This window comes from Pseudoalteromonas sp. NCIMB 1079, from assembly GCF_040567695.1.
In the GTDB taxonomy this organism is placed as follows: Bacteria; Pseudomonadota; Gammaproteobacteria; order Enterobacterales; family Alteromonadaceae; genus Pseudoalteromonas; species Pseudoalteromonas distincta.
This window is the reverse complement of sequence record NZ_JBEWZA010000002.1, coordinates 441,006-464,222: the sequence shown is the minus strand read 5'-3', so window position 1 is coordinate 464,222 and position 23,217 is coordinate 441,006. Positions and strand designations below refer to the sequence as shown.

The following is a 23,217-nucleotide window of genomic DNA, read 5'->3' as shown; positions in this document are numbered from 1 at the left end:
TACTTAGTACATTTGTTCAAAGTTAGGGATCCCGTTTTCCCAAATCGGTTTATCTTTTCCTAAATGCTCGCGTACAGCGTCAAAAAATAATCGGGTTCTTACTGGTAAATCTCGATGCGGATATACGGCATACATTGCGCTCAATTCCATCAGTTTTACATCGGTCAATAAAGGCACTAACTTACCTTGTATTACTTCATCACCAATAATAAATGCAGGGGCGACAAAGTAAGTTGTACCCGATAATGTTTTCATTAACAATGACTCGGCATCATTAGCACGAAACACACTTTTTATTTTTTGCTCGCAGCGCTCACCTTTACTATCGTAATAATCTATTGCTTCTACTCGAATAGAATTACTGGCATAGCTTGCTGCTGGTAATTTCGCTAACTCTTCCATTGTTTTTGGCATACCATAAGTTTCAATAAACTGTGGCGCAGCTAAAATTAATAATCGATTACGCGCTATTTTACGTGCAATAAGTGACGAGTCTTTAGGCTCTCCTACACGAAAAGCCAAATCAAATCCTTCAGAGACTATATCGACTAATCTATCGTCTAAACGCAGTTCAACTTCTACTTGCGGAAAGCGTTTTTGAAAATCATTAAGTACAGGTTGTAAATAACGACGACCAATAAGTGTTGATGAAGTAATTTTTAAAACGCCGCGCGGCTCTAAATGGTAGTTTTCAGCCATGCGCACGGTTTCGCCGAGCAGCTCTCTAAGCTCTGCGGCTTTTTTGATCATTTCGGCGCCTGCCGCAGTGAGCGAAAATGAACGGGTAGTACGGTTAAGTAACCTAACGCCTAACTCATCCTCTAAACGGCTAATTTGTTTAGATATAACAGAGCGATCTATGTTGCGTATTTCTGCAGCTTTAGCAAAAGAGCCTTGCTCAACTACTTCAAGTAACATTAAAAGTCGACTTGTTGTATCCATTATTACACCTTAACTAATCTATTGATGCCATTTTGGCATTAATGAATTTAAAAATCTATGGTTTTTACACACGGGTTTAATCCGTATTATGCGAGGCTAATCAACAATGGAGCGTCTTCATGAACAAACATCTAATTGCTGCTGCACTTACTGCGGCATCTTTAACACTTGCGGGTTGTGCTGATGAGAGCACAGCTCAATCAGCACCTGCACAGCAACTTCAACCAATTGATGTAGCACAGGTGCTTGTTAAGCCGGTACAGAGCTGGCACACATATACAACTCGTTTAGAGTCTCCACAAGAAGTTGCTTTAATGCCGCGTGTATCAGGAATCATCGATAGCATTGAATTTAAAGAAGGCGACGTGGTTAAAGAAGGCGATGTTTTATTTCAATTAGATGCTCGCCCATTTGCAGCGGTTGTTGCAAGCTTAAAAGCGCAAATTAAAAGTGCAGAAGCCGCACTTGAACAAGCTAAAAGTGAAGACAAACGTGCGGTACGCTTATTAGACCGTAAGGCAATCTCAACTGAGCAAGCACAAGCGCGTACTTCAACACTGCGCCAACGCGAAGCACAGCTTTCTGCACTGCAAGCACAACTTACCTCAGCAGAACTTGATTTAGAATTTACGTCAGTAGTATCACCAATTGATGGCATTATTTCTCGTGCAAATATTACTAAAGGTAATAACGTACTTGCGGGTCAAAGCGTATTAACATCGATTGTTTCAAACCAAGCTATGTACGCTTATTTTGATGTTGATGAGCGCACATGGAATAGCTCTTTTAATGATGTTACTGCTGCGAGCCATCAAACTGTTGTAATGCAAAAAGTCGGTCAAAGTGATTTTGCATATAAAGGCTACATTAACTTTATTGATAACCAAATTAATTCATCAACGGGCACATTACGTGTACGTGCGGTATTTAATGAAGACAACAACCAATTACGCGCAGGCTCGTTTGCACGTATCAAGCTTGCAGCCAATTCTATTAGCGACGCTATTATTATTCCAGAACGTGCAATTGGAACTGACTTAAAAAATCGTTTTGTATTAACCGTTGGCGAAAACAACGTACTTGAATACAAACTAATTACTATTGGTGAGCGTTACGGTGCATTACGTGCGGTTACATCGGGCCTTAACGAAGGTGATGTAATTGCTGTAAATGGTCCTGCTCGCGTAGGTCCTGGTATGCCAATCTCTCCGCAAACAGTAACAATTGATACAAGCGGTGTGGCATTTACATTGTCAAACGACAACGCACAACTTGTGGCTAAGCAATAAGGTTTATTGATGAAATTTTCGCATTTCTTTATACAGCGCCCAATATTTGCGGCTATGCTTTCGTTGGTTATTTTAATTGCTGGTGGCATATCACTATTCCAATTGCCAGTAAGTGAATACCCAGAAGTAGTTCCTCCAACAGTTGTTGTTACCGCCAACTACCCAGGTGCTAACCCTACCGTTATTGCGCAAACAGTGGCAACACCGCTGGAGCAAGAAATTAACGGTACTGAAAACATGTTGTATATGTTTTCGCAAGGTACCAGTGATGGCCGTATGACACTAACGGTAACATTTGCGTTAGGTACCGATTTAGACCGTGCTCAAGTACAAGTACAAAACCGTGTAAACAGTGCACTTCCGCGTTTGCCAGAAGAGGTACAACGTTTAGGTGTTGTGGCTGAAAAATCATCACCCGATTTAACCATGTTAGTGCATTTATACTCACCTGAAAAAACGCACGACACAGCTTACTTATCTAATTATGCTGATTTAAACATTAAAGATGAAATTGCGCGCTTGCCAGGCGTAGGTGATATTCGCTTATTCGGTGGCGGTAAATACTCAATGCGAGTATGGCTAAACCCAGATGCACTTGCTGCACGCGAATTAACAGCAACAGATGTAGTAACAGCGCTTCGATCGCAAAACCAGCAAGTTGCTGCAGGTAGCTTAGGCGCGCAACCTATTTCAAACGACAGTCAATTTCAAATACTGTTAAATGTTAAAGGTCGTTTAAACAGTATTGAAGAATTTGAACAAGTTATTATTAAAGTAGGCGATGAAGGTCAGTTAACGCGTTTATCTGATATAGCCCGTGTTGATTTAGGTCAAGACACTTACGCACTGCGTGCAGAGCTTGACAACCAACCAGCACTTGCAATTCCAATATTCCAACGCCCAGGTTCAAACGCTATTGAGCTTTCCGATCAAGTACGCGAAACAATGGCGCGCTTATCAAAAGATTTCCCTACTGGTGTTGAATACGACATTGTGTACGACCCTACGGTATTTGTTCGCGGCTCAATTGACGCGGTAATTGCCACTTTGCTTGAAGCAATTGTACTGGTAGTTATTGTTGTTATTGTATTTTTACAAACGTGGCGTGCATCTATTATTCCGCTAATTGCTGTGCCTATTTCGCTCATTGGTACATTTGCCGTAATGCAGTGGTTAGGTGTCTCAATTAATACCTTGTCGTTGTTTGGTTTAGTATTGGCCATAGGTATTGTTGTAGATGATGCGATTGTAGTTGTTGAAAACGTAGAGCGTAATATTGAAAAAGGCTTATCGCCACTTGAAGCAACCCGCGTTGCAATGAGCGAAGTAACAGGCCCTATTATTGCCATTGCGCTAGTACTAAGTGCTGTATTTATTCCTACTGCGTTTATTACCGGTTTATCAGGTCAATTTTATAAGCAATTTGCACTTACAATTACAATTTCGACTATTATCTCAGCGTTTAACTCATTAACGTTATCGCCTGCGCTTGCTGCATTGTTATTAAAATCGCACGATGCAAAACCAGATGCGTTCACGCGTTTACTTAATAAATTGTTTGGTCGTTGGTTGTTTAAACCATTTAACCGCGTATTTAATCGTGGTGCTAAAGGGTACGAAAAACTGGTACAAAAACTAATTCGTATGACCGTTGTTGTAATGGTGGCTTATATTGCACTTGTTGGCGGCACAATTAAGTTATTTGATACCGTACCAGGTGGCTTTATTCCACAGCAAGATAAACAATATTTAGTGGCTATTGCGCAGTTACCTGACGCTTCAAGCCTTGATCGTACTGAAGACGTACTTGCTCAAATGCAGCAAATTGCACTAGAAGTACCAGGCGTTGCAAATACTGTCGCATTCCCAGGTTTATCGGTTAACGGTTTTACCAATAGCCCTAACAGCGGCATTGTATTTACACCACTTGAAAGCTTTGACAAACGTACCGATCCGAGCCAATCAGCGATGGCGATAGCGGCGCAGTTGAATAAACGTTTTGCTGCCATTGATGAGGCATTTGTAGCGGTATTTCCACCGCCGCCAATTCAAGGTTTGGGCACTACAGGTGGTTTTAAACTGCAAATAGAAGACAGAGCTAATAAAGGGTTTGAAGCACTATTTAATAGCCTGCAAGCCGTTATTGGTAAAGCGCAACAAGACCCTGCATTAATGGGCCTGTACTCAAGTTTCCGTATCCAAGTTCCACAAATGGATATTGATATTGACCGTGAGCAAGCGCTTATTCAAGGTATTCCACTTGATGAAGTATTTAATGCCCTGCAAATTTACTTAGGCTCTGTGTACGTAAATGACTTTAATATGTTTGGTCGTACGTACCAAGTAAATGCACAGGCCGATGCTGACTACCGCTTAGACCCTGATCAAATACTTAATTTAAAAGTACGTAATCGCTCAGGTAATATGGTGCCATTAGGCTCTGTATTAACAGTAACACCAACAATTGGTCCTGACCGTGTTATGCATTACAACGGTTACCCAAGTGCAGAACTAAATGGTAGCCCAGCGCCAGGCTATAGCTCTGATCAAGCACAAGTTGCTATTGAAAAAGTACTCGCAGACACACTACCAACAGGTATTGAATATGAGTGGACTGAAGTAACGTACCAACAAGTACTTGCCGGTAACACCATGGTTTATGTATTCCCGTTAGTTGTATTACTTGTATTTATGGTACTTGCAGCGCAGTACGAGAGCTTACGTTTACCACTGGCAATTATATTAATTGTACCAATGACTATCTTCTCAGCCTTGTTAGGTGTGTGGTTTGTTGGCTCTGACAACAACATATTCACCCAAATAGCGCTCATAGTTCTGGTTGCGTTGGCTTCTAAAAATGCGATATTGATGGTTGAGTTTGCAAAAGATAGACACGACTCAGGCTTATCGCACTTAGAGGCAATACTTGAGGCATGTCGTATGCGCTTGCGCCCAATATTAATGACGTCGATTGCATTTACAGCAGGTGTTGTACCGTTAGTACTTGCCACCGGTGCGGGCGCCGAAATGCGACACGCAATGGGTAACGCAGTATTCTCAGGCATGATAGGTGTAACCGTGTTTGGCCTATTGTTTACGCCGGTATTTTATATGCTAGTGACTAATAAAAAAGAGAAAGCGCAGGAGAATACTCATGACTAAATTAATGCAAAAAAGGCTTAAAACAAGTCTAACCGTCAGTGCGGTATTAGTCGCTGCGTTTTTAGCAGGGTGCGCGAGTAAAATAGACACCATGAGCGAGCAAAAAGCGGTTAACGAATTTGTTGCTAAAGCTAATATTGCTAGTAACGTTAGCGTTGCTGATGAAACAAACTGGTGGAAAAAGCTTAATTCTGATCAACTAAATGAGCTTGTTACTGGCGCGCTTGCAAATAACTATAATTTGCAAACCAGCCAGCTGACACTTAAAAGCGCATTAGCGCGATTAGGAGAGCAAAAAGCCCAGTACCTTCCGCAAGGTGGCGTAAATGTTGGCGCAGCCCGAAGCGATGCACCAAGCGTGTTTGACCGCCAATCAAGTGCAAACGTTGCACTTGATTGGCAGCTAGATTTATTTGGTCGCATAACGGCGTTGGTTGATGCTGCAAATGCATCGGCCATGAGCCAAGCAGAGCAAGTACGCTTATTACAAATAGAAGTAGTATCGTCAGTTGTTAAAGGCTTTGTGAGCTATCAGGGTAATGTTGAAAAACAACACATTGTAGCGCTTCAAATAGAAGCGCTTGAGCAAAGTATTGACGTTTTGCAAGCCCGTGTTGACGAAGGTGTAGCAAACGAGCTTGATTTAAACCGTACTATGGCGCAGCTTAGGCAGCAACAAGCACTTATGCCTGCCATTGAGTATGCAAAATATAGCGACTTATCTGCGCTTGCAGTACTAAGCGGTAAGCTAGCGCAAAATATTGCTATTGAAAACGAGCAAAGCGTGCTTGAACGTGACTTTAGCGTCGCACTAAAAAATGCTAATAACGCTATTGCCTTACGCCCTGATATTAGCCGCGCGCTGTTTGATTTTAGCCAAGCAAATAGTTTAAGTGTTGCAGCGAGCAAAGCGTTATTACCCGATATTAGCTTATCTGCATTTGCAGGGGTTGTGAGTATAGACAGCACAGGCTTAAAAAATACCGATCAGCAGTGGCAAGTAGCGCCGCAGTTACAATGGTCGTTATTAAGCTACCCAGCATTATTAGCACAGCGCGACGCGCAGCAGTTTTTAAGTGAAGCCGCATACAGCGATTATCAACAAGTGGTATTAACTGCACTAAGTGAAAGTGAACTTTCACTGCAATTGTTGGTCAATCAAGCACAGCAAAAACGCTTTGCCGATGAGCGCTATGACTTTGCTAATAAAGCATTTTTACAAGCCCAAGCAATGTACGAAGAAGGGCAAATTCCTTACCTTGAGTTGTTAGATGCGCGCCAGGATGTTTTAATAGCACAAGAAAATGCTGTTGAAACAACAATTTCTTCACTGCTTGCCAAAGTAAATGCTTACCAGTCATTTAATGGCCAATGGAGTTATGCGTTAAACGACACTAATAAGTAGAGTTATATTGATGCCAAATACTGAAAATTTACATGAATACATTATCCCGCAAACAATGCGCGCTATTGTACTGCCAGAACCAAATGAAGCAATTGACTTAGCGGATGCTGAGCTGCCTGTTCCAGACTGTGCAGATAACGAGCTGCTTGTAAAAGTAGAGTACGTTGGTTTAAATCCAGTTGATGGTCAATTTGCTAAAACAGGCTTTTGTAAATGGCAGTATCCACATATTTTAGGCTTAGACGCCGTAGGTGTTGTGGTTAAAGCTAATAAAGGTGTGTTTCCAAATGTTGGCGAGCGCGTTATGTGGCATGCCAACATTGGTGAGCAAGGTGCTTTGAGCGAATACACCAAAGTATCTAACTTTGCAGTGTCGGTTGTGCCAAGCGGTTTAAATCCGGCCATTGCAGCAACACTTCCATGCGCCGGTATGGCAGCACTCATCAGCTTAGATAAAATAGGCATTAGTGAAGGCGATACTATTTTTATTGAAAGCGGAGCCGGAGCAGTAGGGCAGTTTGCTATTCAATATGCAAAACAGCGTGGCGCAGATGTATTTACCACGGCATCAAAGCGTAACCATAAATTGGTTAAGCAGCTAGGCGCTGATGTGGTTTTTGACTATAGCGATAAAAAGCTATGCGAAAAAATCCGCAGAGAACTTGGCCCACAAGGCTTTGATGCGGTTATTGATACGATAGGTGGTGAGTGTACTCAGCGTAATATTGAGTTAATGCGTTTTTGCGGACGTATTGCCTGCTTAAATCCGCTACCTTGTTTTGATCAAGACTTAATGTATCACCGAGCGCCCAATATTAGCGTTGTATCGATTGGTGGAGCATGGCTTGCTAATAGTTTATGTGCACAACAACGTTTGAGTTTTATGGGCAACCTGTTACTTGAAGGCGCTGTTAGTGGCGACATTAAACACCCTGAAATAACGCCCGTAGATTTTAGTGCTGAGTCAGTATCGCAAGCGCTTAATAAACAACTTGCTGGTGGTTTTACCGGCAAGCAAGTTGTTAAAGTTGCTAAGTGAAGCGCTTATACAATGTGATTTAAATTTAGGTAGTTTTAGCTAGATTAACTGATAATATAGCCTCTACAAATTGAATAAAAACGTAGCCTATTTGTGCTGCGTTTTTTTATGCCCATAAAAAAATAGATACAGCGCTAGAGCTTTTGCTGTTTTATTCATCATTTTAGCTAAAATACTTTTTTTCAGAGTACAACTGTAAGCCTTTGTGTTTCAACAGTTTACGTTCAGGTAAAGAAAATAAATTGAAAAAACTGTTAATTAATTGAATAGAGTAATTGATCTAAACGATTTTTTATGACGTAATGTAGTTATTATTTATCTGGTCGGATGAGTTCGTTATGAGTTTACGTACAAAATTAAAAAAAGTACTACCAAGCATTTCAGTTACTGAGCAAGAAGCGTTAGACGCGGGTGATGTATGGCTAGAAGGGTCTATCTATCAAGGTAAACCAGATTTCAGCGCGCTACGCGACGTACCTGCGGCTAAATTAACCGCAGACGAGCAAGCGTTCCTAGATGGCCCAGTACAAGAATTACTTGGCATGATTGACGATTCAGTCATTCAAAACGGCATTCATTTACCAAATGACATCTTAGAATTTTTGAAAAAAGAGCGTTTTTTCTCGCTTATCATTCCTAAGTCGTTTGGTGGTTTAGAGTTTAGCCCTTATGCAAACTCTACTATTGTTGGCACAATTGCGACTAAAAGCTCAGCAGTTGCGGTAACCGTAATGGTTCCTAACTCGTTAGGCCCAGGTGAGTTATTACTTCACTTTGGTACGCAAGAGCAACAAGCACATTACTTACCACGCCTAGCAAATGGTACAGACATTCCATGTTTTGCATTAACAAGCCCAGAAGCGGGTTCTGATGCAGGTGGTATTCCTGATGTTGGTAAAGTAACTAAAGGTATGTACAACGGCGAAGAAGTCCTTGGTTTAGAAATTACCTGGGACAAGCGCTACATTACACTTGCACCTATTGCTACCGTACTTGGTTTAGCATTTAAAGTAGTTGACCCTGATGGTCTGCTAGGTGGTAAAGAAAACCTAGGCATTACCTGTGCACTTATTCCTAAAGAGCACCCAGGTGTTGAGCTTGGTAATCGTCACGACCCAATGGGTATTCGTTTTTACAACGGTACTACACGTGGTAACAAAGTATTTGTACCAATGGACTTTGTTATTGGTGGACAGAAAAACATCGGCCGTGGTTGGCAAATGCTGGTTAGCTGTTTAGGTGCTGGCCGTGGTATTTCATTACCTGCGCTAGGTGTTAGTACAGCACAAGTTGCATTTAAATCAGCATCTGAATATGCAGCAGTGCGTGAACAGTTTGGTTTAGCCATTGGTCAGTTTGAAGGTATTCAAGAAAAACTAGCTGACATTGCAGGTAAAACATACCTACAAGAAGCAATGCGCGTACTTACAACTGAAGGCTTAGGCATGGGCTTAAAACCATCAGTAGTAACTGCAATCGCTAAATACCACATGACAGAGCTTGGTCGCGACGTGCTTGATTCAGCAATGGATATTCAAGCGGGTAAAGCGATTCAAAACGGTCCACAAAATACCTTAGCAAGTGGTTATGTTGCTCAGCCGATTGCCATTACCGTAGAAGGCGCGAACATTCTTACTCGTAACCTAATGATCTTTGGTCAAGGTGTTATGCGTTGTCATCCATATTTACAATCTATGGTTGAATCTATCCATAGTGAAGATAAAGGCGCAGATAAAGAATTTAACGGTATTTTACGTAAAACAATTGGTTACAGCACAGCAAACAGCTTACGTGCTTTCCGCTTAGGTGTTTTACCATTTACAGCAAGTGCAAACTCTGATTTACCAGAAGTACGCGACTACGAAAAAGCAGTACATAAGTTATCTGCAAAACTTGCAGTGTACGCAGACTTTTCGTTACTTGTACTTGGCGGTAAATTAAAGCAAGCAGAAATGCTATCGGCGCGTTTAGGCGATGTAATGAGCTTCTTGTACGCAGCTATGGCATCAATTAAATACTACGAGCAAAAAGTATCAAGTAGTGACCGTGAGCAAGCAGCGCCGTATTTCCATTACGCGACTCGTTTTGCACTACAAAGTGCTGAAGAAGCATTGCATAAGTTCTTAGATAACTTCCCTGCAAGTGGTACTCGTAAGTTTATTCGTTTCATTACAATGAACTACTCAACTAAAATGCCAAAAATTAGCGATGATTTAATCCGCGAACTAGCTAAGCAAGCTCAGCTAGATACCGCATTTAAAGCGCAAATCACGCATTTAGTTAAACCAGTAGTGGGCGATGGCCATCATATTAATGAGCAAGCTTACAAAGCTAAAATGGCATCACTTGGCGAGCTGGCTAAAGTTAAAAAAGCATTACGTGCTAAAGTAATTAAACCAGGTATACGCTTTAACATCACGCTTGATAACGCACTAGCGGCAAACGTAATCACGCAAGCTGAACACGTTCAGTTAATTGATTACAACATCAAACGTGAAAAAGCGATTCGTGTAGATGAGTTCGATTTTGATATGAACCTACTAGACGATAACGCACAGCCGATTAACCCGCTTAAAAGTGTAGTTAATCAGTAAGTTAAAGTAATTAAATTCAATGATGCAAAGCGCCTGCAGTTTAGGCGCTTTTATTGATACAAAATTAGTGTGGAGTCCTGCTTGAGTAACATCAAGCGGGGCTTTTTTATGGGTTTTCAAAGTAGAAATAGATAGCGGTATTGGTCTTAAAGCGAATATGTATGCATAGAGGATTAAAAAGAGACGCTTATAATCTTGAAAAAGGGCTAACAACCCCGTTGGCACCTTGTTGCAGTACATGGGTATATATTTGTGTGGTTTTAACATCAGAATGGCCAAGCTGAGCTTGAACAGTTCTTATATCGGCGCCATTTTGCAGTAGATGAGTAGCAAAAGAGTGTCTTAATGTATGAGGTGTTATTATTTTTGTTAATCCTGATTTTTTGACGGCTTTTTTCACCTCTTTTCTAATACAAGAGTGATGAAAATGATGTCGTCTTATTTCACCACTTTGAGGATCTGAACTTAATATATGAGAAGGAAATAAATACTGCCACGCAAGCGATTTTGCGGCACTTGGATATTTTTTTGTTAAAGCATATGGCATCCATACGCCAGAATATTCCGTATTATTTAAATCCAGTTTTAAATAGTCATCAACGTTCAAAATTTGATTTCTCAGCATAGGTATTAGCTCTGTGGCCAGCGTAACAATGCGGTGTTTATTACCTTTTCCATTCCATACTTGAATGCATTTATAATCAAAATCAATATCTTTCACCCTTAATTGCACCGCTTCCATTACTCTTAAGCCACTTCCATACATGAGGGCTGCAATTAAATAATAGCGCTTATTTAAATGAGCCATCAACATTTTAACTTCCTCTGGGGTCATAACTACAGGGAGCTTTGCTTGTTTTTTACTACGGGCAAAATTTAAATTTAATGAGAGTTCTTTTTTTATTATGTGCTTGTATAAAAATGACAATGAATTGAGTGCGGTGGCTTGCGTACGTGGTGCAACGTTTTGCTTTAACACTAAATGTTCTAAGTAGCGTTCGACTTCATTGTCCCCCATTGAGGCGGGATGGCGTTTATTATGAAAATGGATATAAGATGCAATCCATCTTAGGTAGGTATCTACGGTGCGTAATGAATATTGACGAACTAGCATATATTCAGCTATGTAATTTAAAAATGGGGAACGTGTTTTCATACTATTACGAATAATGGTGCTGTTTTTATATACAGTATAGTTGTGATGCACACATATTCAAGAAAATGAGCGGCGAGCGCATTTTCTCTTTTATTGAGAGTTTGAATGTTAATAAAAATTATATATAGCAATGTGTTAAGTTATTTGGTAAAAATGATTTATAAAATACATGAGCGTATCGTTGGCAGAAATATGCGCGATGAGCGCACTATTAAATTGTTATAAGCCAGTATATTAATCTGAATGGGTAGTTAACTTGGACATAAAGAACTTTTTTAAGCTTAAATCAAATCCTGAAAGTGTTACTGAAGAATTTAATCGCCTTCAAGAAAAGTCTGAATCCATTTTGAGTAATTCGAAAAATATTTCAAATTTAGAGCAAATTTTAAATATAATGCATAGAGCCCATTCAATAGATAGTCAGAAATATATATTGGATATACTATTTGAATTTCAGGCATCAAAACATAAAGTAAAACCTCATCAAGATAGGCTTTACGGAGAAATGGCTCGGCTAGATGAATTTAAGCCAGACAGTAAAGAGGAAGCAATCTTTCTTGTTAACATATACAGAAGTTTAATATCAGATTTGTTTGATCCCTATATAACTTTAATATATGCATCCATCCAATATACAGAAGGAAAATTTGATAACTACATTGTTTCAAATTTAGGGCAAGGAGAGAGAAATAAGGTTGAGCTCTGCACTTCGAAATTAAATAACACGAGCTTATTTCATTCATATAACCCTATCGTACGTAACGCTACTTCTCATATAGGTACTGACGGGGTGAGTTATGAGAAAAATAAAGTTATCTTTAAGAGCATAAAAAGGGGGAAGCCACCTAAAGTAGAATCGGTTGTTTGGACGAATATTCAGATCCAAGAACATATAATAGAACTAATAAGTTTAACCCAATTGATTGATTACGCAGTCGATATGTTTAACCTTGATATTTCAGATGAAATAAAATCGGATGAGAGAATCAGGCATAAATACCTAGATGAAGTTCTCACACATAGTGAGCGTAAAGATCTTCAGCAGCCTTTAGATATTAAGATTGAAGCAATAATTTCTAGTGAGAAAGTTACATTAAAAGAAAAAATAAGGGGACTAACATATTTGTTTTTTATTCAGTGCCGAAAAAGGAATCTCGATGTAAAAAATGCAGGATTTCACGAAGAAAGCCAAACGATAATTATGGAAGTTAATGGACTTAATGTTGACATAAACATGCAACAAGATATGACTAATTCAATCATGATGGCGATTATGTGTGGAATTGCTGCTGAGCCATGTTTCAAAAGTTTGATAAAAAGCTACGTGGTTTTGGGAGAGGGAGAGAAGGAAAGTCAATTTAGGCTAGAAGCACCGGTTTCTATATTTAACGATTATAACAACGAAAAAGCGGGGTTGTTTGATTTGGCGAATGAGATCAAAGCTTCTGTAGGTGATATGGTTTTAAATGTGAATGTTGATTTTGATAAAATAGAAGAGTTTGAAATGGCTTCTTTAGGGCGAAAGTTTCCCCGCAGAGGTTAACATCAAAGGCTTATAACAAGTTGCTGCACTCGGAAAAATTACTCGCTTCGCTCCTAATTTTCCGGTGAGCAAAGCGTTAGGTATCTGACCAGGAAAGTATCATAAGTGGAAAATTCTCAACTTAGAATTGAAAGAGCAAAAAAGCACCTAGAAGAGATCGACTTATTGATATCGAACTCGAATCCATTTCATTATATCGTCGAAACAGACACCTCTACTGGTGAGCGAGCGACTTTTTCTAGGGAAAACAAAAATGTAATTGACCAGATAAAAATAATATCGGGCGACGTTATTCATAACCTAAGAACTGCTATAGATAACGCCTATTGGGATATCGTTTCAAAGTATGTTAATGATAAGAATCAAGAAAGAAATATTCAGTTTCCGTTTTGCGAAAAGCAAGAAAATTTGGCCGACTTAATTAAGCGTCGACAGGCCGACAAGGTGGGCAAAAAATTTGTCTCTGAAATTACGGCTATGAAACCGTACAAAATTAATGGAAACAAATTATTTACTCTGATTCACGAGCTAGACATATCCGATAAACATAAATTTCCTACGCCTGTTGGTGATTTTACAAAAGTGAATGCGGAACTCATACGGAGTCAAGTTCCAGACTTCCCAAATATTACTGGAGAGATGGGGTTTGGCGGTAATCGCCGTGATGTTGGTTGGCGTACTAATCCATCATTATTACGTTTAATGGAGCTTGGAAAAATAATTCCTCCCACCACATGTAAATTCGAGAGGCTTATTAATGTTCCAGTTAGCGTTGTTTTCTCAATTGGTGAGTATATGTTTGATGGCGAGGTTTTGAAAATGCTTACTGCAATGGTTGAGCTAACTGAGGAGATAGTATCAAATCTCTACAAGGCGGCAAGTCAAACCTAACAAGCGCTTGCAGTCTGACGCCAAATACTACACGGTTTTTGTGTCACTCGCTGCGCTCAAACATTAACACAAAAACCGCTACGTATTCGGCGCAGCTGAAGCGGGCGTTATACGTATAGGCAATTATCGAATATGTTTGATCTTAAAAACTTATATTCTCAAATGTGGATAGATTCCATCGATAAGTTCAAGAATAATAATTGTGAACTAGATCCATTAATTAATGTTCAATCAGACATGAGACGAGGAATTACGGTTTTATCCTACCTTGATAATTCGGTTGTAGAAAACATATCTAACTTTTTAGATGAATTGAAAATTATAGAACCAGAGCAATATTACTACCCAAGAAGTGAATTACATTTGACTATCTTATCTGTAATATCCTGCATAACAGGGTTTAAATTATCAAGTATTAATGTCGAAGCGTATTCATCAATATTTCAAGAAACAATTAGAAATATTGATCGATTTAAAATTAATTTTAAAGGTATTACAGTTTCACCATCCTGTATTTTAATTCAAGGGTTCCCTGATAGTGAGCAGTTAAATCACTTGAGAGATTCTCTACGGGCAAGTTTTAAAGCATCTAAACTCGAATCAACTATTGATTCACGATATAAATTATCAACAGCACATACAACTGTGGTGAGGTGTATGGCACCATTTAAAAATAACAATGAACTTATGGCTGTATTATCTAAATATCGGGATTATGATTTTGGTACATTAGAAATAAATTCCTTAGAGCTTGTTTTTAATAATTGGTATCAGAATTCATCTGTAACAAAGAATTTATCTAGCTCCAAACTTAAGCCTAGTGAAATATACGTATAACAAGTCATTCAAAAGGACAAAAAACAGTTGGTTTTTGCTCCTTCGTCGCTTATTTTAACCAACTATTTTTAGCCTCTTAATGAGGCGTTATATTTACAAGGAGAGTTCAGGTTATGAGTTACGAAGCTAAAGTATTCAATGTGATGATTGCTTCACCATGTTGTGGCATAGTGATTTTGGCCACTATTTACATACAAACTTGTATAAAACCAAGTGGAGCTTTTTTATGCCTTAGTTTTATTAAAAACGTCCACTAATGTTAAACTACAAAAAACTTAATTACTTAATATAGCTATGGCATTTTACATTCCTTTATTACAACCTCACTTTAAGCACATTGAAATTGGCGATACGCTTACATCACTTTGGAGTGGATGTGGCAGTATTGTGCAGTGCCAGCTTGATGATGAGCCATGTGTTATTAAAGCGATTAAAATACCCAGTTATATACACCATCCTAAAATTAAACAAAGCGAATTTGCGCTTAAAAGAAAGCAGCACTCATATAGTGTTGAATACACTTTTTATAAGCTTTATAGCCAGCATTTACCAGTACATGCGCAAAGTATTGAATGTATAGGTGCAATTAATAAAGATGATGAATATGCGCTGGTGTTTAAGGATTTCACCAAACATGGGTTTGCTCAAGCAGGGCCACAACATGTTAAAGCTATATTAAAGTGGCTTGCACACTTTCATGCGTTTAACTTAAGTAAACCCGCTGAAGGGTTATGGCAGCAAGGCAACTACTGGCATTTAAGCACGCGCCCAGATGAGTTTAATAAACTAAAAGATAACCTTGATAAAAAGTCCGATATTAAAAATGCTGCACATAAAATAGATGAGCAGCTACAAAGTTGTGCATATAAAACGCTGATTCATGGCGATGCAAAACTTGCTAACTTTGCAGCAAATGAGCGCGATGAAATACTCGGTTATGATTTTCAGTATATAGGTGCAGGTTCTGGGATAATTGATGTAATGTATTTTATGACCAGTTGCTTAAGTGATGCACAATTACACGAGTGCGCTGATGAATATCTTGCGTATTATTTTGATAATTTAAAGGCTGCTATTACAACTTATCATCCTACAGCACCAGCAGGTAAAATAGCTGACGATTGGCTCGCTCTATGGCCTACTGCATGGGCTGACTTTTATCGATTTTTAGCTGGCTGGAGCCCCGAGCACCAAAAAATAAATAGTTATATGCAACAGCAAGTAAACAGCTGGTTAGCGAGTAACATTTAATAAACACAACGGGTTGATTGCTTGCATAAATATCAAGCAAAACAATGCATTTTGGCACGATGTATGAAAATCTCTTTAAAACTACAGGTCAAATGACCTTTTTTAATATAAAATACTGCAAATTCTTGTATCAGTAGGTTTATATCATGGCAATTCACGTTATTTCTCACCCTCTTGTTCAACATAAACTAGGCCTAATGCGAGCGCATGGTATTAGTACTAAAAGCTTTCGTGAATTATGTTCTGAAGTTGGAACCTTATTAACTTACGAAGCAACTAAAAACCTACAGTTAGAAGATAACGAAATTACAGGCTGGGATGGCAATAAATTAAAAGTAGAGCATATTAAAGGTAAAAAAATTACCGTAGTGCCTATTTTACGCGCAGGTCTTGGCATGATGGATGGTGTTATGCAGTTATTACCAGCGGCTAAAGTAAGTGTGGTTGGTCTTGAACGTAACGAAGAAACACTAGAACCAGTACCATATTTTGAAAAGCTCGTTGGTAATATTGATGAGCGCTTAAGCTTAGTTATTGACCCTATGCTTGCAACAGGTGGCTCAATGATTGCCACAATCGATATGCTTAAAAAAGCAGGCTGTAAAGAAATCAAAGTAATTGTATTAGTAGCTGCTCCAGAAGGTGTGGAAAAAACACTTACAGCACATCCCGACGTAGAAATATTTACAGCCTCTGTAGATAGCCACTTAAACGAAAAGGGCTATATTATCCCTGGTTTAGGCGATGCGGGCGACAAAATATTCGGTACTGTTTAGGAGTCTTTAAGTGCAAAATAATGACACCTTTTCAATAAAAACTATTTTAACAGGCGCGCAAATGCTGTTTGTAGCATTTGGTGCGCTGGTATTAGTGCCACTTTTAACGGGCTTGGATCCTAATGTTGCGCTTTTTACCGCTGGCATTGGTACTTTGCTGTTTCAGGTAGTGACTAAAGGCCAAGTGCCTATATTTTTAGCTTCATCATTTGCTTTTATTGCACCCATTATTGCCGCTGTGCAAATGTGGGGCGTGCCGGCCACTATGGGCGGCTTAATGGTGGCCGGCTTTGCTTATATGCTTTTAAGTTTATTAGTGAAATTTAAAGGCGTTGCAACGCTTCATAAAATTTTACCGCCTGTGGTTGTAGGCCCTGTAATTATGGTTATTGGTTTAGCGCTTGCACCTGTTGCTGTAAATATGGCGATGGGTAAAAGTGGCGACGGCAGTATTCAAATTATTGATTACAACAGCGCTATTTATATTTCGTTGTTCTCGTTAGTGGTTACGCTTATTTTTGCAGTGTGGGGAAAAGGCGTATTTAAGCTTATACCTATTCTGGCAGGGGTTGTAGCGGGTTATTGTTTATCGCTTGCAATGGGCGTTGTGCAATTTGACGCAGTAACTAACGCACAGTGGTTTGCTGTACCAAACTTCACATGGCCTGAGTTTAAATGGCAGGCTATTTTGTTTATGGTGCCTGTAGCAATAGCACCTGCAATTGAGCATATTGGCGATATGATGGCTATTAGCCAAGTAACCAATAAAGACTTTTTGAAAAAGCCTGGGCTTCACCGTACTTTGTTTGGTGACGGCCTTGCGACGTCTGCCGCATCATTATTTGGGGGCCCGCCTAACACAACTTACTCAGAGGTAACGGGAGCAGTTATGCTTACCAAAAACTTCAATCCTAAAGTAATGATGTGGACAGCCATTATCGCCATTATTTTAGCCTTTGTTGCTAAAATGGGATCTGGCTTACAGACTATACCTGTCCCTGTAATGGGCGGCATTATGATTCTACTTTTTGGCTCTATTGCTGTAGTGGGTTTAAATACATTAGTTAAGTCGGGCGATGATTTAACAGCACCACGCAACTTAAGTATTGTTGCACTTATTTTGGTGTGCGGTATTGGCGGTATGCATATTGGTGGTAGCCAATTTAGTTTAGAGGGCGTAAGTTTATGCGCTATTTTAGGCATTGTGCTCAACCTTGTATTACCTAAGGCGCAGCCTCAAGAGAGTTAATAGTGCACGTAAGTTAAAAATATTGCACCAAAATAGCGCATTTTCAATGCGCTATTTTTTTAACTTGTTAATAAATATACAAAAATAATAATGGTCTAGTATCTGCATTTAATTTCCAGAACGCATCGTATGCAAAGGAGTTACTATGTCAGAGGCCAATATTGTGGATATAACCCCGTTTTTAGCAAAACACCAACTGCCTTTAAAGTATCAATATTTGAGTGAGCAATATTTTGTTCCACTTGCGCATGACATCCTCGAATCTAAAAAAACAAATACTCCTATTTTTGTTGCCATAAATGGATGCCAGGGCTCAGGAAAAACAACACTCGCAGATTTTTTAGTTACCTGGTTTTCTAAAAACACACCACTTAACAGTGTTGCATTGTCTATTGATGACTTTTATTTAGCAAAACAAGCACGTAGTGAACTTGCCAAAGACGTACATCCTCTTTTTACTACTCGCGGAGTACCGGGTACTCACGATGTAGCGTTAATGAATAGCACAATAACTAACTTACTGGCAGGAGAGGTAAACGTACCGCTTCCACGTTTTAATAAACACGAAGACGACAGCGTGCCAGCAAGTGATTGGCTAACAAATGAAAAGCCAGTTGATATTGTTATTTTAGAAGGGTGGTGTGTAGGCAGTGAGCCACAACCGTTGTTTTCATTGAGTGAGCCGCTTAACGAGTTAGAGCAACAGTTTGATAAAGAAGGCGTTTGGCGCCGCTGTGTAAATAGCTGTTTGGCAAACGAATATAAAGCCGTTTTTAACCTAATTGATTATACCGTTATGCTAAAAGCACCGAGTTTTAGTGATGTTTTTACATGGCGACAAGAGCAAGAACAAAAGCTAATAGCCAAAAAAGGTGAAGGCTCAGGCACCATGACTAACGAGCAATTGGTGTATTTTATTTCTCATTTTGAGCGCATTACGCGTGAGAACTTAAACACACTGAGCGCTAAAGCAAACGCTTTAATTGAACTTGATAGCAACCGCGATATTAGCGGTATGCACCTAACGAGTGATGACACCCTTCAACCTATTATTTTTACAGATTTGGACGGCACATTACTCGATCACGTCGATTACAATACAAATAATATCAGTGAGTTATTACAGCAGCTGCAAAATGCACATATTCCTGTGGTGTTTAATACCAGCAAAACTTTTTGCGAAGTTATAGAGCTTAAAAACGATTTAAATATTCAACAGCCTTTTATTGTCGAAAACGGTGCAGCAGTATTTATTCCAGAAGACTATTTTGAATTAAAGCCAATTGGTTGTAAAAAAGTAGGCGCTTATTGGTGCTACGCAATGGCAAAGCCGTTATCGAGTTTATTAAATGATTTAAATACTTTAAAGGCGGATTATAAAGCGCATTACAAATTGTTTAGTGACTTATCGAGTGAGCAAATTTCAGAGCTTACCGGGCTAAACGATGCACAAGCAAGACGCGCACAAACTCGCGATTATTCAGACCCTCTTTATTGGTATGGCAATGACGAATTACTCACAGCCTTTGTAAACGATGTTGAAGCACTCGGCTACGATATAAAAATTGGCGGACGCTTCATTCATATTGCCAAAAATACCGATAAAAGCGCTGCACAGCAGTGGTTAGTTAAACAGTTTACCCATCATTTCAGAAAGCCTCTCACGGTTATAGCACTGGGTGATAGCGATAACGATAAGCAAATGTTAGAACACGCAAATATCGCCATTATTATTGCCAATCCGGCGAGTAAAAAGCCGGTTAAATTGTCGCACAACAAAGCACGATATTCTCAATCACCAGCACCGCTGGGCTGGATTGAAGAAATAACGTCGTTGCCATGTATTAGCAGTATTTTAAGTATTTCTGAGGAGCAAACATCTCATGGCTGATTTTTACCAAAATGGCATTATTACAACATTACATAACATTGCCGATAGACCAATAGAAGACCTAGAAAAAGAGCTACTTACCTTTAGTAAGCAGCGCCCTATGGGGTTAATACTTCCTTCGTTATTTAGTGAACTTGAAGGCCCTGCGCTGCAAAATATAGTAAGTGAATTACGCCAAGTACCGTATTTATCACAAATTACCATAGGCCTAGATAGAGCCGACGAAGCACAGTACCGCCATGCACTTGGCTTTTTTAAAGAGCTAAACCAAAATCATAAAGTATTATGGAATGACGGCCCACGCTTACAAGCACTTGATAAAGGACTACAAGAGCTAGGCGTTGCACCACGCGAGCTGGGTAAAGGGCGTAATGTGTGGTACTGCATGGGCTATAAATTAGCAACAGCAGAAGTAGAGTCTATCGCGCTGCATGATTGTGATATTTTAACTTACGACAGAAGCCTACTTGCGCGTTTAATTTACCCTGTAGCACACCCGCGATTTAACTATGAATTTTGTAAAGGGTTTTACCCTCGTACTGCTAATGGCAAAATTAATGGACGTGTATCGCGCTTATTAGTCACGCCTTTGCTTCGCTCGTTTAAAACAATTTTAGGCAATACCGACTACCTTGAATATATGGACTCTTTTAGATACCCACTTGCAGGTGAGTTTTCGTTTAGACGCGATGTACTAAACGATATTCGTATTCCAAGTGATTGGGGCCTTGAAATAGGCGTACTGAGTGAAATGTATCGTAACTATTCGCATAACCGCTTGTGCCAAGTAGATATTGCCGATAACTACGATCATAAGCACCAAGAACTTTCACTTGATGACCAAAGTGCAGGTTTGTCTAAAATGTCGATTGATATTACTAAGGCATTGTTTAGAAAGCTGGCGACTCAAGGTGTTACTTTTACCAGCGAAACAATTCGTTCATTAAAAGCGACTTATTACCGTATCGGTTTAGATTTTATTGAAACTTATCATAACGACGCGCTAATGAACGGGTTAACGCTTGATGTACACCAAGAAGAAAAAGCAGTAGAAATGTTTGCACAAAATATTATGGAAGCAGGGCAACACTTTTTAGAAAACCCAATGGAAGCGCCATTTGTGCCAAGTTGGAACCGTGTTGTATCTGCAATGCCAGACGTACTTGAGCGCTTAAAAGAAGCCGTAGAGCTAGATAACGAAGAATATAGTTAACCTGCGTGCAGGTTAACTAGCCTATAAGTCTAAACAATAAATATTAGGGGCGCATGTGAGCACAGTTAGCGAATTATTTTTACAACGAGTAGAGCAACATCTTCATACTATTTATGAGGGTTTTGAGCTGCCTTTATCGGTTACTGAGCTTGCTCAGCAACTTATTAAAATTATATTAGGTAGCAATGCACTGCGCGACCCGACACCCCATACAAACCGATGGGATGAACAAGATATAGTATTGATTGCTTATGGCGACTCTATTATAAAACACGATGATAGCGAATTTGCCGTATCGAGCCCAATGGAGGCACCGCTTAAAACACTACACAGGTTTATAAAAGAGCAATGTGATATGCAGTTAAATGCGCTGCATATATTGCCATTTTACCCGTACAGCTCAGACGAAGGCTTTGCCGTAATGAACTACGTGCAAGTGAACGAGTCCTTGGGTGATTGGGGAGATATTCAAAACATCGCTAAAGACGTAAAGCTAATGGCGGATTTAGTTATTAACCATTGCTCAAGCAGAAGTGTATGGTTTGAGAACTTTTTAAATGATTTACACCCGGGTAAAGATTATTTCAAAACGGCGAGCTTAACGGATGATTTAAGCCAAGTTGTTCGCCCGCGAACCTCATCGTTATTAAATACTGTAACTACGCCAAGCGGCGAAAAACACGTGTGGTGTACGTTTAGTCACGATCAGGTTGATTTTGATTTTGCAAACCCCGAGGTACTTAAAGAGTTTGTGGGAATAATTAGGCATTATTTAGACAATGGCGTGCGTTTATTTAGACTCGATGCGGTCGCATTTTTGTGGAAACAGATTAATACAAGTTGTATTAACTTGCCGCAAACACATGAAGCCGTAAGGCTAATGCGAACACTTATTGAGCACGCAGAGCCGAGCGTAGTTATAATTACCGAAACCAATATTCCAAACCAAGAAAACTTATCTTATTTTGGTAATGCCAACGAAGCGCACAGTATTTATAACTTTGCACTGCCGCCTTTATTGCTTCATACATTACTTAGTGGCGATAGCACTGCAATTAAGCATTGGATGATGAGCATGCCGCCTGCGCAAAATGGTACGGCATACTTTAATTTTATAGCCTCGCACGATGGAATAGGGCTCAGACCAATTGAAGGTTTATTGCAACCCAGCGAAGTTGCATCTCTAGTAAGCACCACTATGCAATTTGGTGGTCGTGTATCTATGCGAACCAGTAACGATGGCACGCATACACCGTACGAGCTAAATATTGCTTTATTTGATGCTCTCCAAGGGACGCACAATGGCCCAGATAAGTTTGGCCTGGAGCGGTTTATGTGTGCTCACGCAATTATGTTTGCGCTTGAAGGTATCCCAGGGCTTTATATTCATAGTTTGTTGGGTACAACTAACGATTACGAACGCTTTGAAAATTCACAGCATAACCGTGCTATTAACCGCCATCGTTGGCAAGAGTCAAAGCTACTGGCGGCAATTGGTGAAAAGTACAGTCATCATCATAAAGTGTTTAACGGCATAAAAAGTTTATTGGCAGTACGCAAAAAGCAAAGTGCCTTCCACCCAAATGCTACACAGTTTACGCTGCATTTAGCAGGGGGATTATTTGGTTTTTGGCGACAAAGTATAGACAGACGCCAAAGCATATTTTGTGTTTATAACATTAGCGATAAACCACAAACACTTACATTGGCTGACCTAAATTTGATTAACACCCAAAAGTGGTTTGATTTAGTTGCCGATAAAACAATTGAAGAAAGCCAATTGACAATAGAGCTAGAACCATACCAAAGCGTGTGGCTGAGTAATATTAAATAAATGCTAACACTTTAAAAAGTCTGCAAATGCAGACTTTTTTATTGTCTAAACGTTGTAGTTACTTACTGTAAAGCCCCTTTACAGCACTTAACGGTTCACTATATCTGTTGAGTTACTTTTATGAGCATAATTGATACAATTAGCC

16 protein-coding genes are annotated in these 23,217 nt (G+C 39.5%); 14 read left to right on the top strand and 2 right to left on the bottom strand.

Translation table 11 applies throughout. From position 1 onward, the window contains the following. Positions 1-3: 3 nt before the first annotated feature. Positions 4-942, bottom strand: coding sequence for a LysR family transcriptional regulator (locus tag ABX891_RS18760; protein WP_354630363.1), 939 nt, complete (start codon positions 940-942; stop codon positions 4-6). A 119-nt stretch (positions 943-1,061) separates the two neighbouring features. Between ABX891_RS18760 and ABX891_RS18755 the strand changes: the two genes are divergently transcribed. The 5 genes from ABX891_RS18755 (at position 1,062) to ABX891_RS18735 (ending at position 10,431) form a co-directional block, all read left to right on the top strand. Continuing rightward, positions 1,062-2,231: an efflux RND transporter periplasmic adaptor subunit gene (locus ABX891_RS18755; protein WP_024595653.1), complete on the top strand. Its 1,170-nt coding sequence runs from the start codon at positions 1,062-1,064 to the stop codon at positions 2,229-2,231. Between the two features lie 9 nt (positions 2,232-2,240). Further along, positions 2,241-5,393 carry an efflux RND transporter permease subunit gene (locus tag ABX891_RS18750; protein ID WP_354630362.1) on the top strand — a complete coding sequence of 1,051 codons (3,153 nt, stop codon included), beginning with the start codon at positions 2,241-2,243 and terminating at the stop codon, positions 5,391-5,393. Beyond that, on the top strand, positions 5,386-6,798 hold the full coding sequence (locus ABX891_RS18745) for a TolC family protein (protein ID WP_354630361.1): 1,413 nt from the start codon (positions 5,386-5,388) through the stop codon (positions 6,796-6,798). Before ABX891_RS18750 ends, ABX891_RS18745 begins: the two co-directional genes overlap by 8 nt. A gap of 10 nt (positions 6,799-6,808) precedes the next feature. Beyond that, a complete protein-coding gene (locus ABX891_RS18740) occupies positions 6,809-7,837 on the top strand; it encodes a zinc-binding dehydrogenase (protein ID WP_354630360.1) in 1,029 nt (342 codons plus the stop codon). Positions 7,838-8,175: 338 nt separating this feature from the next. Further along, a complete protein-coding gene (locus ABX891_RS18735) occupies positions 8,176-10,431 on the top strand; it encodes an acyl-CoA dehydrogenase (protein WP_354630359.1) in 2,256 nt (751 codons plus the stop codon). Between the two features lie 187 nt (positions 10,432-10,618). Here ABX891_RS18735 and ABX891_RS18730 read toward each other — a convergent pair whose 3' ends face one another. After that, the gene (locus ABX891_RS18730; protein ID WP_354630358.1) at positions 10,619-11,587 is read right to left on the bottom strand and encodes an integron integrase; all 969 of its coding nucleotides are present in this window, start codon (positions 11,585-11,587) and stop codon (positions 10,619-10,621) included. A 256-nt stretch (positions 11,588-11,843) separates the two neighbouring features. On the opposite strand from ABX891_RS18730, the gene ABX891_RS18725 reads away from it, so the two are divergent. The 9 genes from ABX891_RS18725 to ABX891_RS18685 all read left to right on the top strand — a co-directional run bounded on the left by ABX891_RS18725 (position 11,844) and on the right by ABX891_RS18685 (position 23,072). Beyond that, the gene (locus tag ABX891_RS18725) at positions 11,844-13,130 is read left to right on the top strand and encodes a hypothetical protein (protein WP_354630357.1); all 1,287 of its coding nucleotides are present in this window, start codon (positions 11,844-11,846) and stop codon (positions 13,128-13,130) included. 105 nt (positions 13,131-13,235) lie between these two features. Further along, the gene (locus ABX891_RS18720) at positions 13,236-14,021 is read left to right on the top strand and encodes a hypothetical protein (protein WP_354630356.1); all 786 of its coding nucleotides are present in this window, start codon (positions 13,236-13,238) and stop codon (positions 14,019-14,021) included. 132 nt (positions 14,022-14,153) lie between these two features. Continuing rightward, positions 14,154-14,858 (top strand): AKAP7-like phosphoesterase domain-containing protein, encoded by a 705-nt coding sequence (locus tag ABX891_RS18715; RefSeq protein ID WP_354630355.1) that lies wholly within the window; start codon positions 14,154-14,156, stop codon positions 14,856-14,858. Between the two features lie 294 nt (positions 14,859-15,152). After that, the gene (locus tag ABX891_RS18710) at positions 15,153-16,109 is read left to right on the top strand and encodes a phosphotransferase (RefSeq protein ID WP_354630354.1); all 957 of its coding nucleotides are present in this window, start codon (positions 15,153-15,155) and stop codon (positions 16,107-16,109) included. Between the two features lie 146 nt (positions 16,110-16,255). Then, complete coding sequence (gene upp / locus ABX891_RS18705; RefSeq protein ID WP_002958676.1) at positions 16,256-16,885, top strand: uracil phosphoribosyltransferase; 630 nt, start codon at positions 16,256-16,258, stop codon at positions 16,883-16,885. A 10-nt stretch (positions 16,886-16,895) separates the two neighbouring features. Continuing rightward, entirely contained in the window at positions 16,896-18,134 is a 1,239-nt protein-coding gene (locus ABX891_RS18700) for a uracil-xanthine permease family protein (RefSeq protein WP_138490411.1), read from the top strand. A 145-nt stretch (positions 18,135-18,279) separates the two neighbouring features. Continuing rightward, the gene (locus ABX891_RS18695) at positions 18,280-20,025 is read left to right on the top strand and encodes an HAD-IIB family hydrolase (protein ID WP_354630353.1); all 1,746 of its coding nucleotides are present in this window, start codon (positions 18,280-18,282) and stop codon (positions 20,023-20,025) included. Next, positions 20,018-21,238: a glycosyltransferase family protein gene (locus ABX891_RS18690; protein ID WP_354630352.1), complete on the top strand. Its 1,221-nt coding sequence runs from the start codon at positions 20,018-20,020 to the stop codon at positions 21,236-21,238. The genes ABX891_RS18695 and ABX891_RS18690 overlap by 8 nt, the downstream gene beginning before the upstream one ends. 55 nt (positions 21,239-21,293) lie before the next feature. Further along, complete coding sequence (locus ABX891_RS18685; RefSeq protein WP_354630351.1) at positions 21,294-23,072, top strand: sugar phosphorylase; 1,779 nt, start codon at positions 21,294-21,296, stop codon at positions 23,070-23,072. Positions 23,073-23,217 lie beyond the last annotated feature (145 nt).

Excerpts from the sequence above, each read along its gene's own strand:
- ABX891_RS18760 (WP_354630363.1), bottom strand. The coding sequence starts at position 942 with ATGGATACAACAAGTCGACTTTTAATGTTACTTGAAGTAGTTGAGCAA.
- ABX891_RS18755 (WP_024595653.1), top strand. The coding sequence starts at position 1,062 with ATGAACAAACATCTAATTGCTGCTGCACTTACTGCGGCATCTTTAACA.
- ABX891_RS18750 (WP_354630362.1), top strand. The coding sequence starts at position 2,241 with ATGAAATTTTCGCATTTCTTTATACAGCGCCCAATATTTGCGGCTATG.
- ABX891_RS18745 (WP_354630361.1), top strand. The coding sequence starts at position 5,386 with ATGACTAAATTAATGCAAAAAAGGCTTAAAACAAGTCTAACCGTCAGT.
- ABX891_RS18740 (WP_354630360.1), top strand. The coding sequence starts at position 6,809 with ATGCCAAATACTGAAAATTTACATGAATACATTATCCCGCAAACAATG.
- ABX891_RS18735 (WP_354630359.1), top strand. The coding sequence starts at position 8,176 with ATGAGTTTACGTACAAAATTAAAAAAAGTACTACCAAGCATTTCAGTT.
- ABX891_RS18730 (WP_354630358.1), bottom strand. The coding sequence starts at position 11,587 with ATGAAAACACGTTCCCCATTTTTAAATTACATAGCTGAATATATGCTA.
- ABX891_RS18715 (WP_354630355.1), top strand. The coding sequence starts at position 14,154 with ATGTTTGATCTTAAAAACTTATATTCTCAAATGTGGATAGATTCCATC.
- ABX891_RS18710 (WP_354630354.1), top strand. The coding sequence starts at position 15,153 with ATGGCATTTTACATTCCTTTATTACAACCTCACTTTAAGCACATTGAA.
- upp (WP_002958676.1), top strand. The coding sequence starts at position 16,256 with ATGGCAATTCACGTTATTTCTCACCCTCTTGTTCAACATAAACTAGGC.
- ABX891_RS18695 (WP_354630353.1), top strand. The coding sequence starts at position 18,280 with ATGTCAGAGGCCAATATTGTGGATATAACCCCGTTTTTAGCAAAACAC.
- ABX891_RS18690 (WP_354630352.1), top strand. The coding sequence starts at position 20,018 with ATGGCTGATTTTTACCAAAATGGCATTATTACAACATTACATAACATT.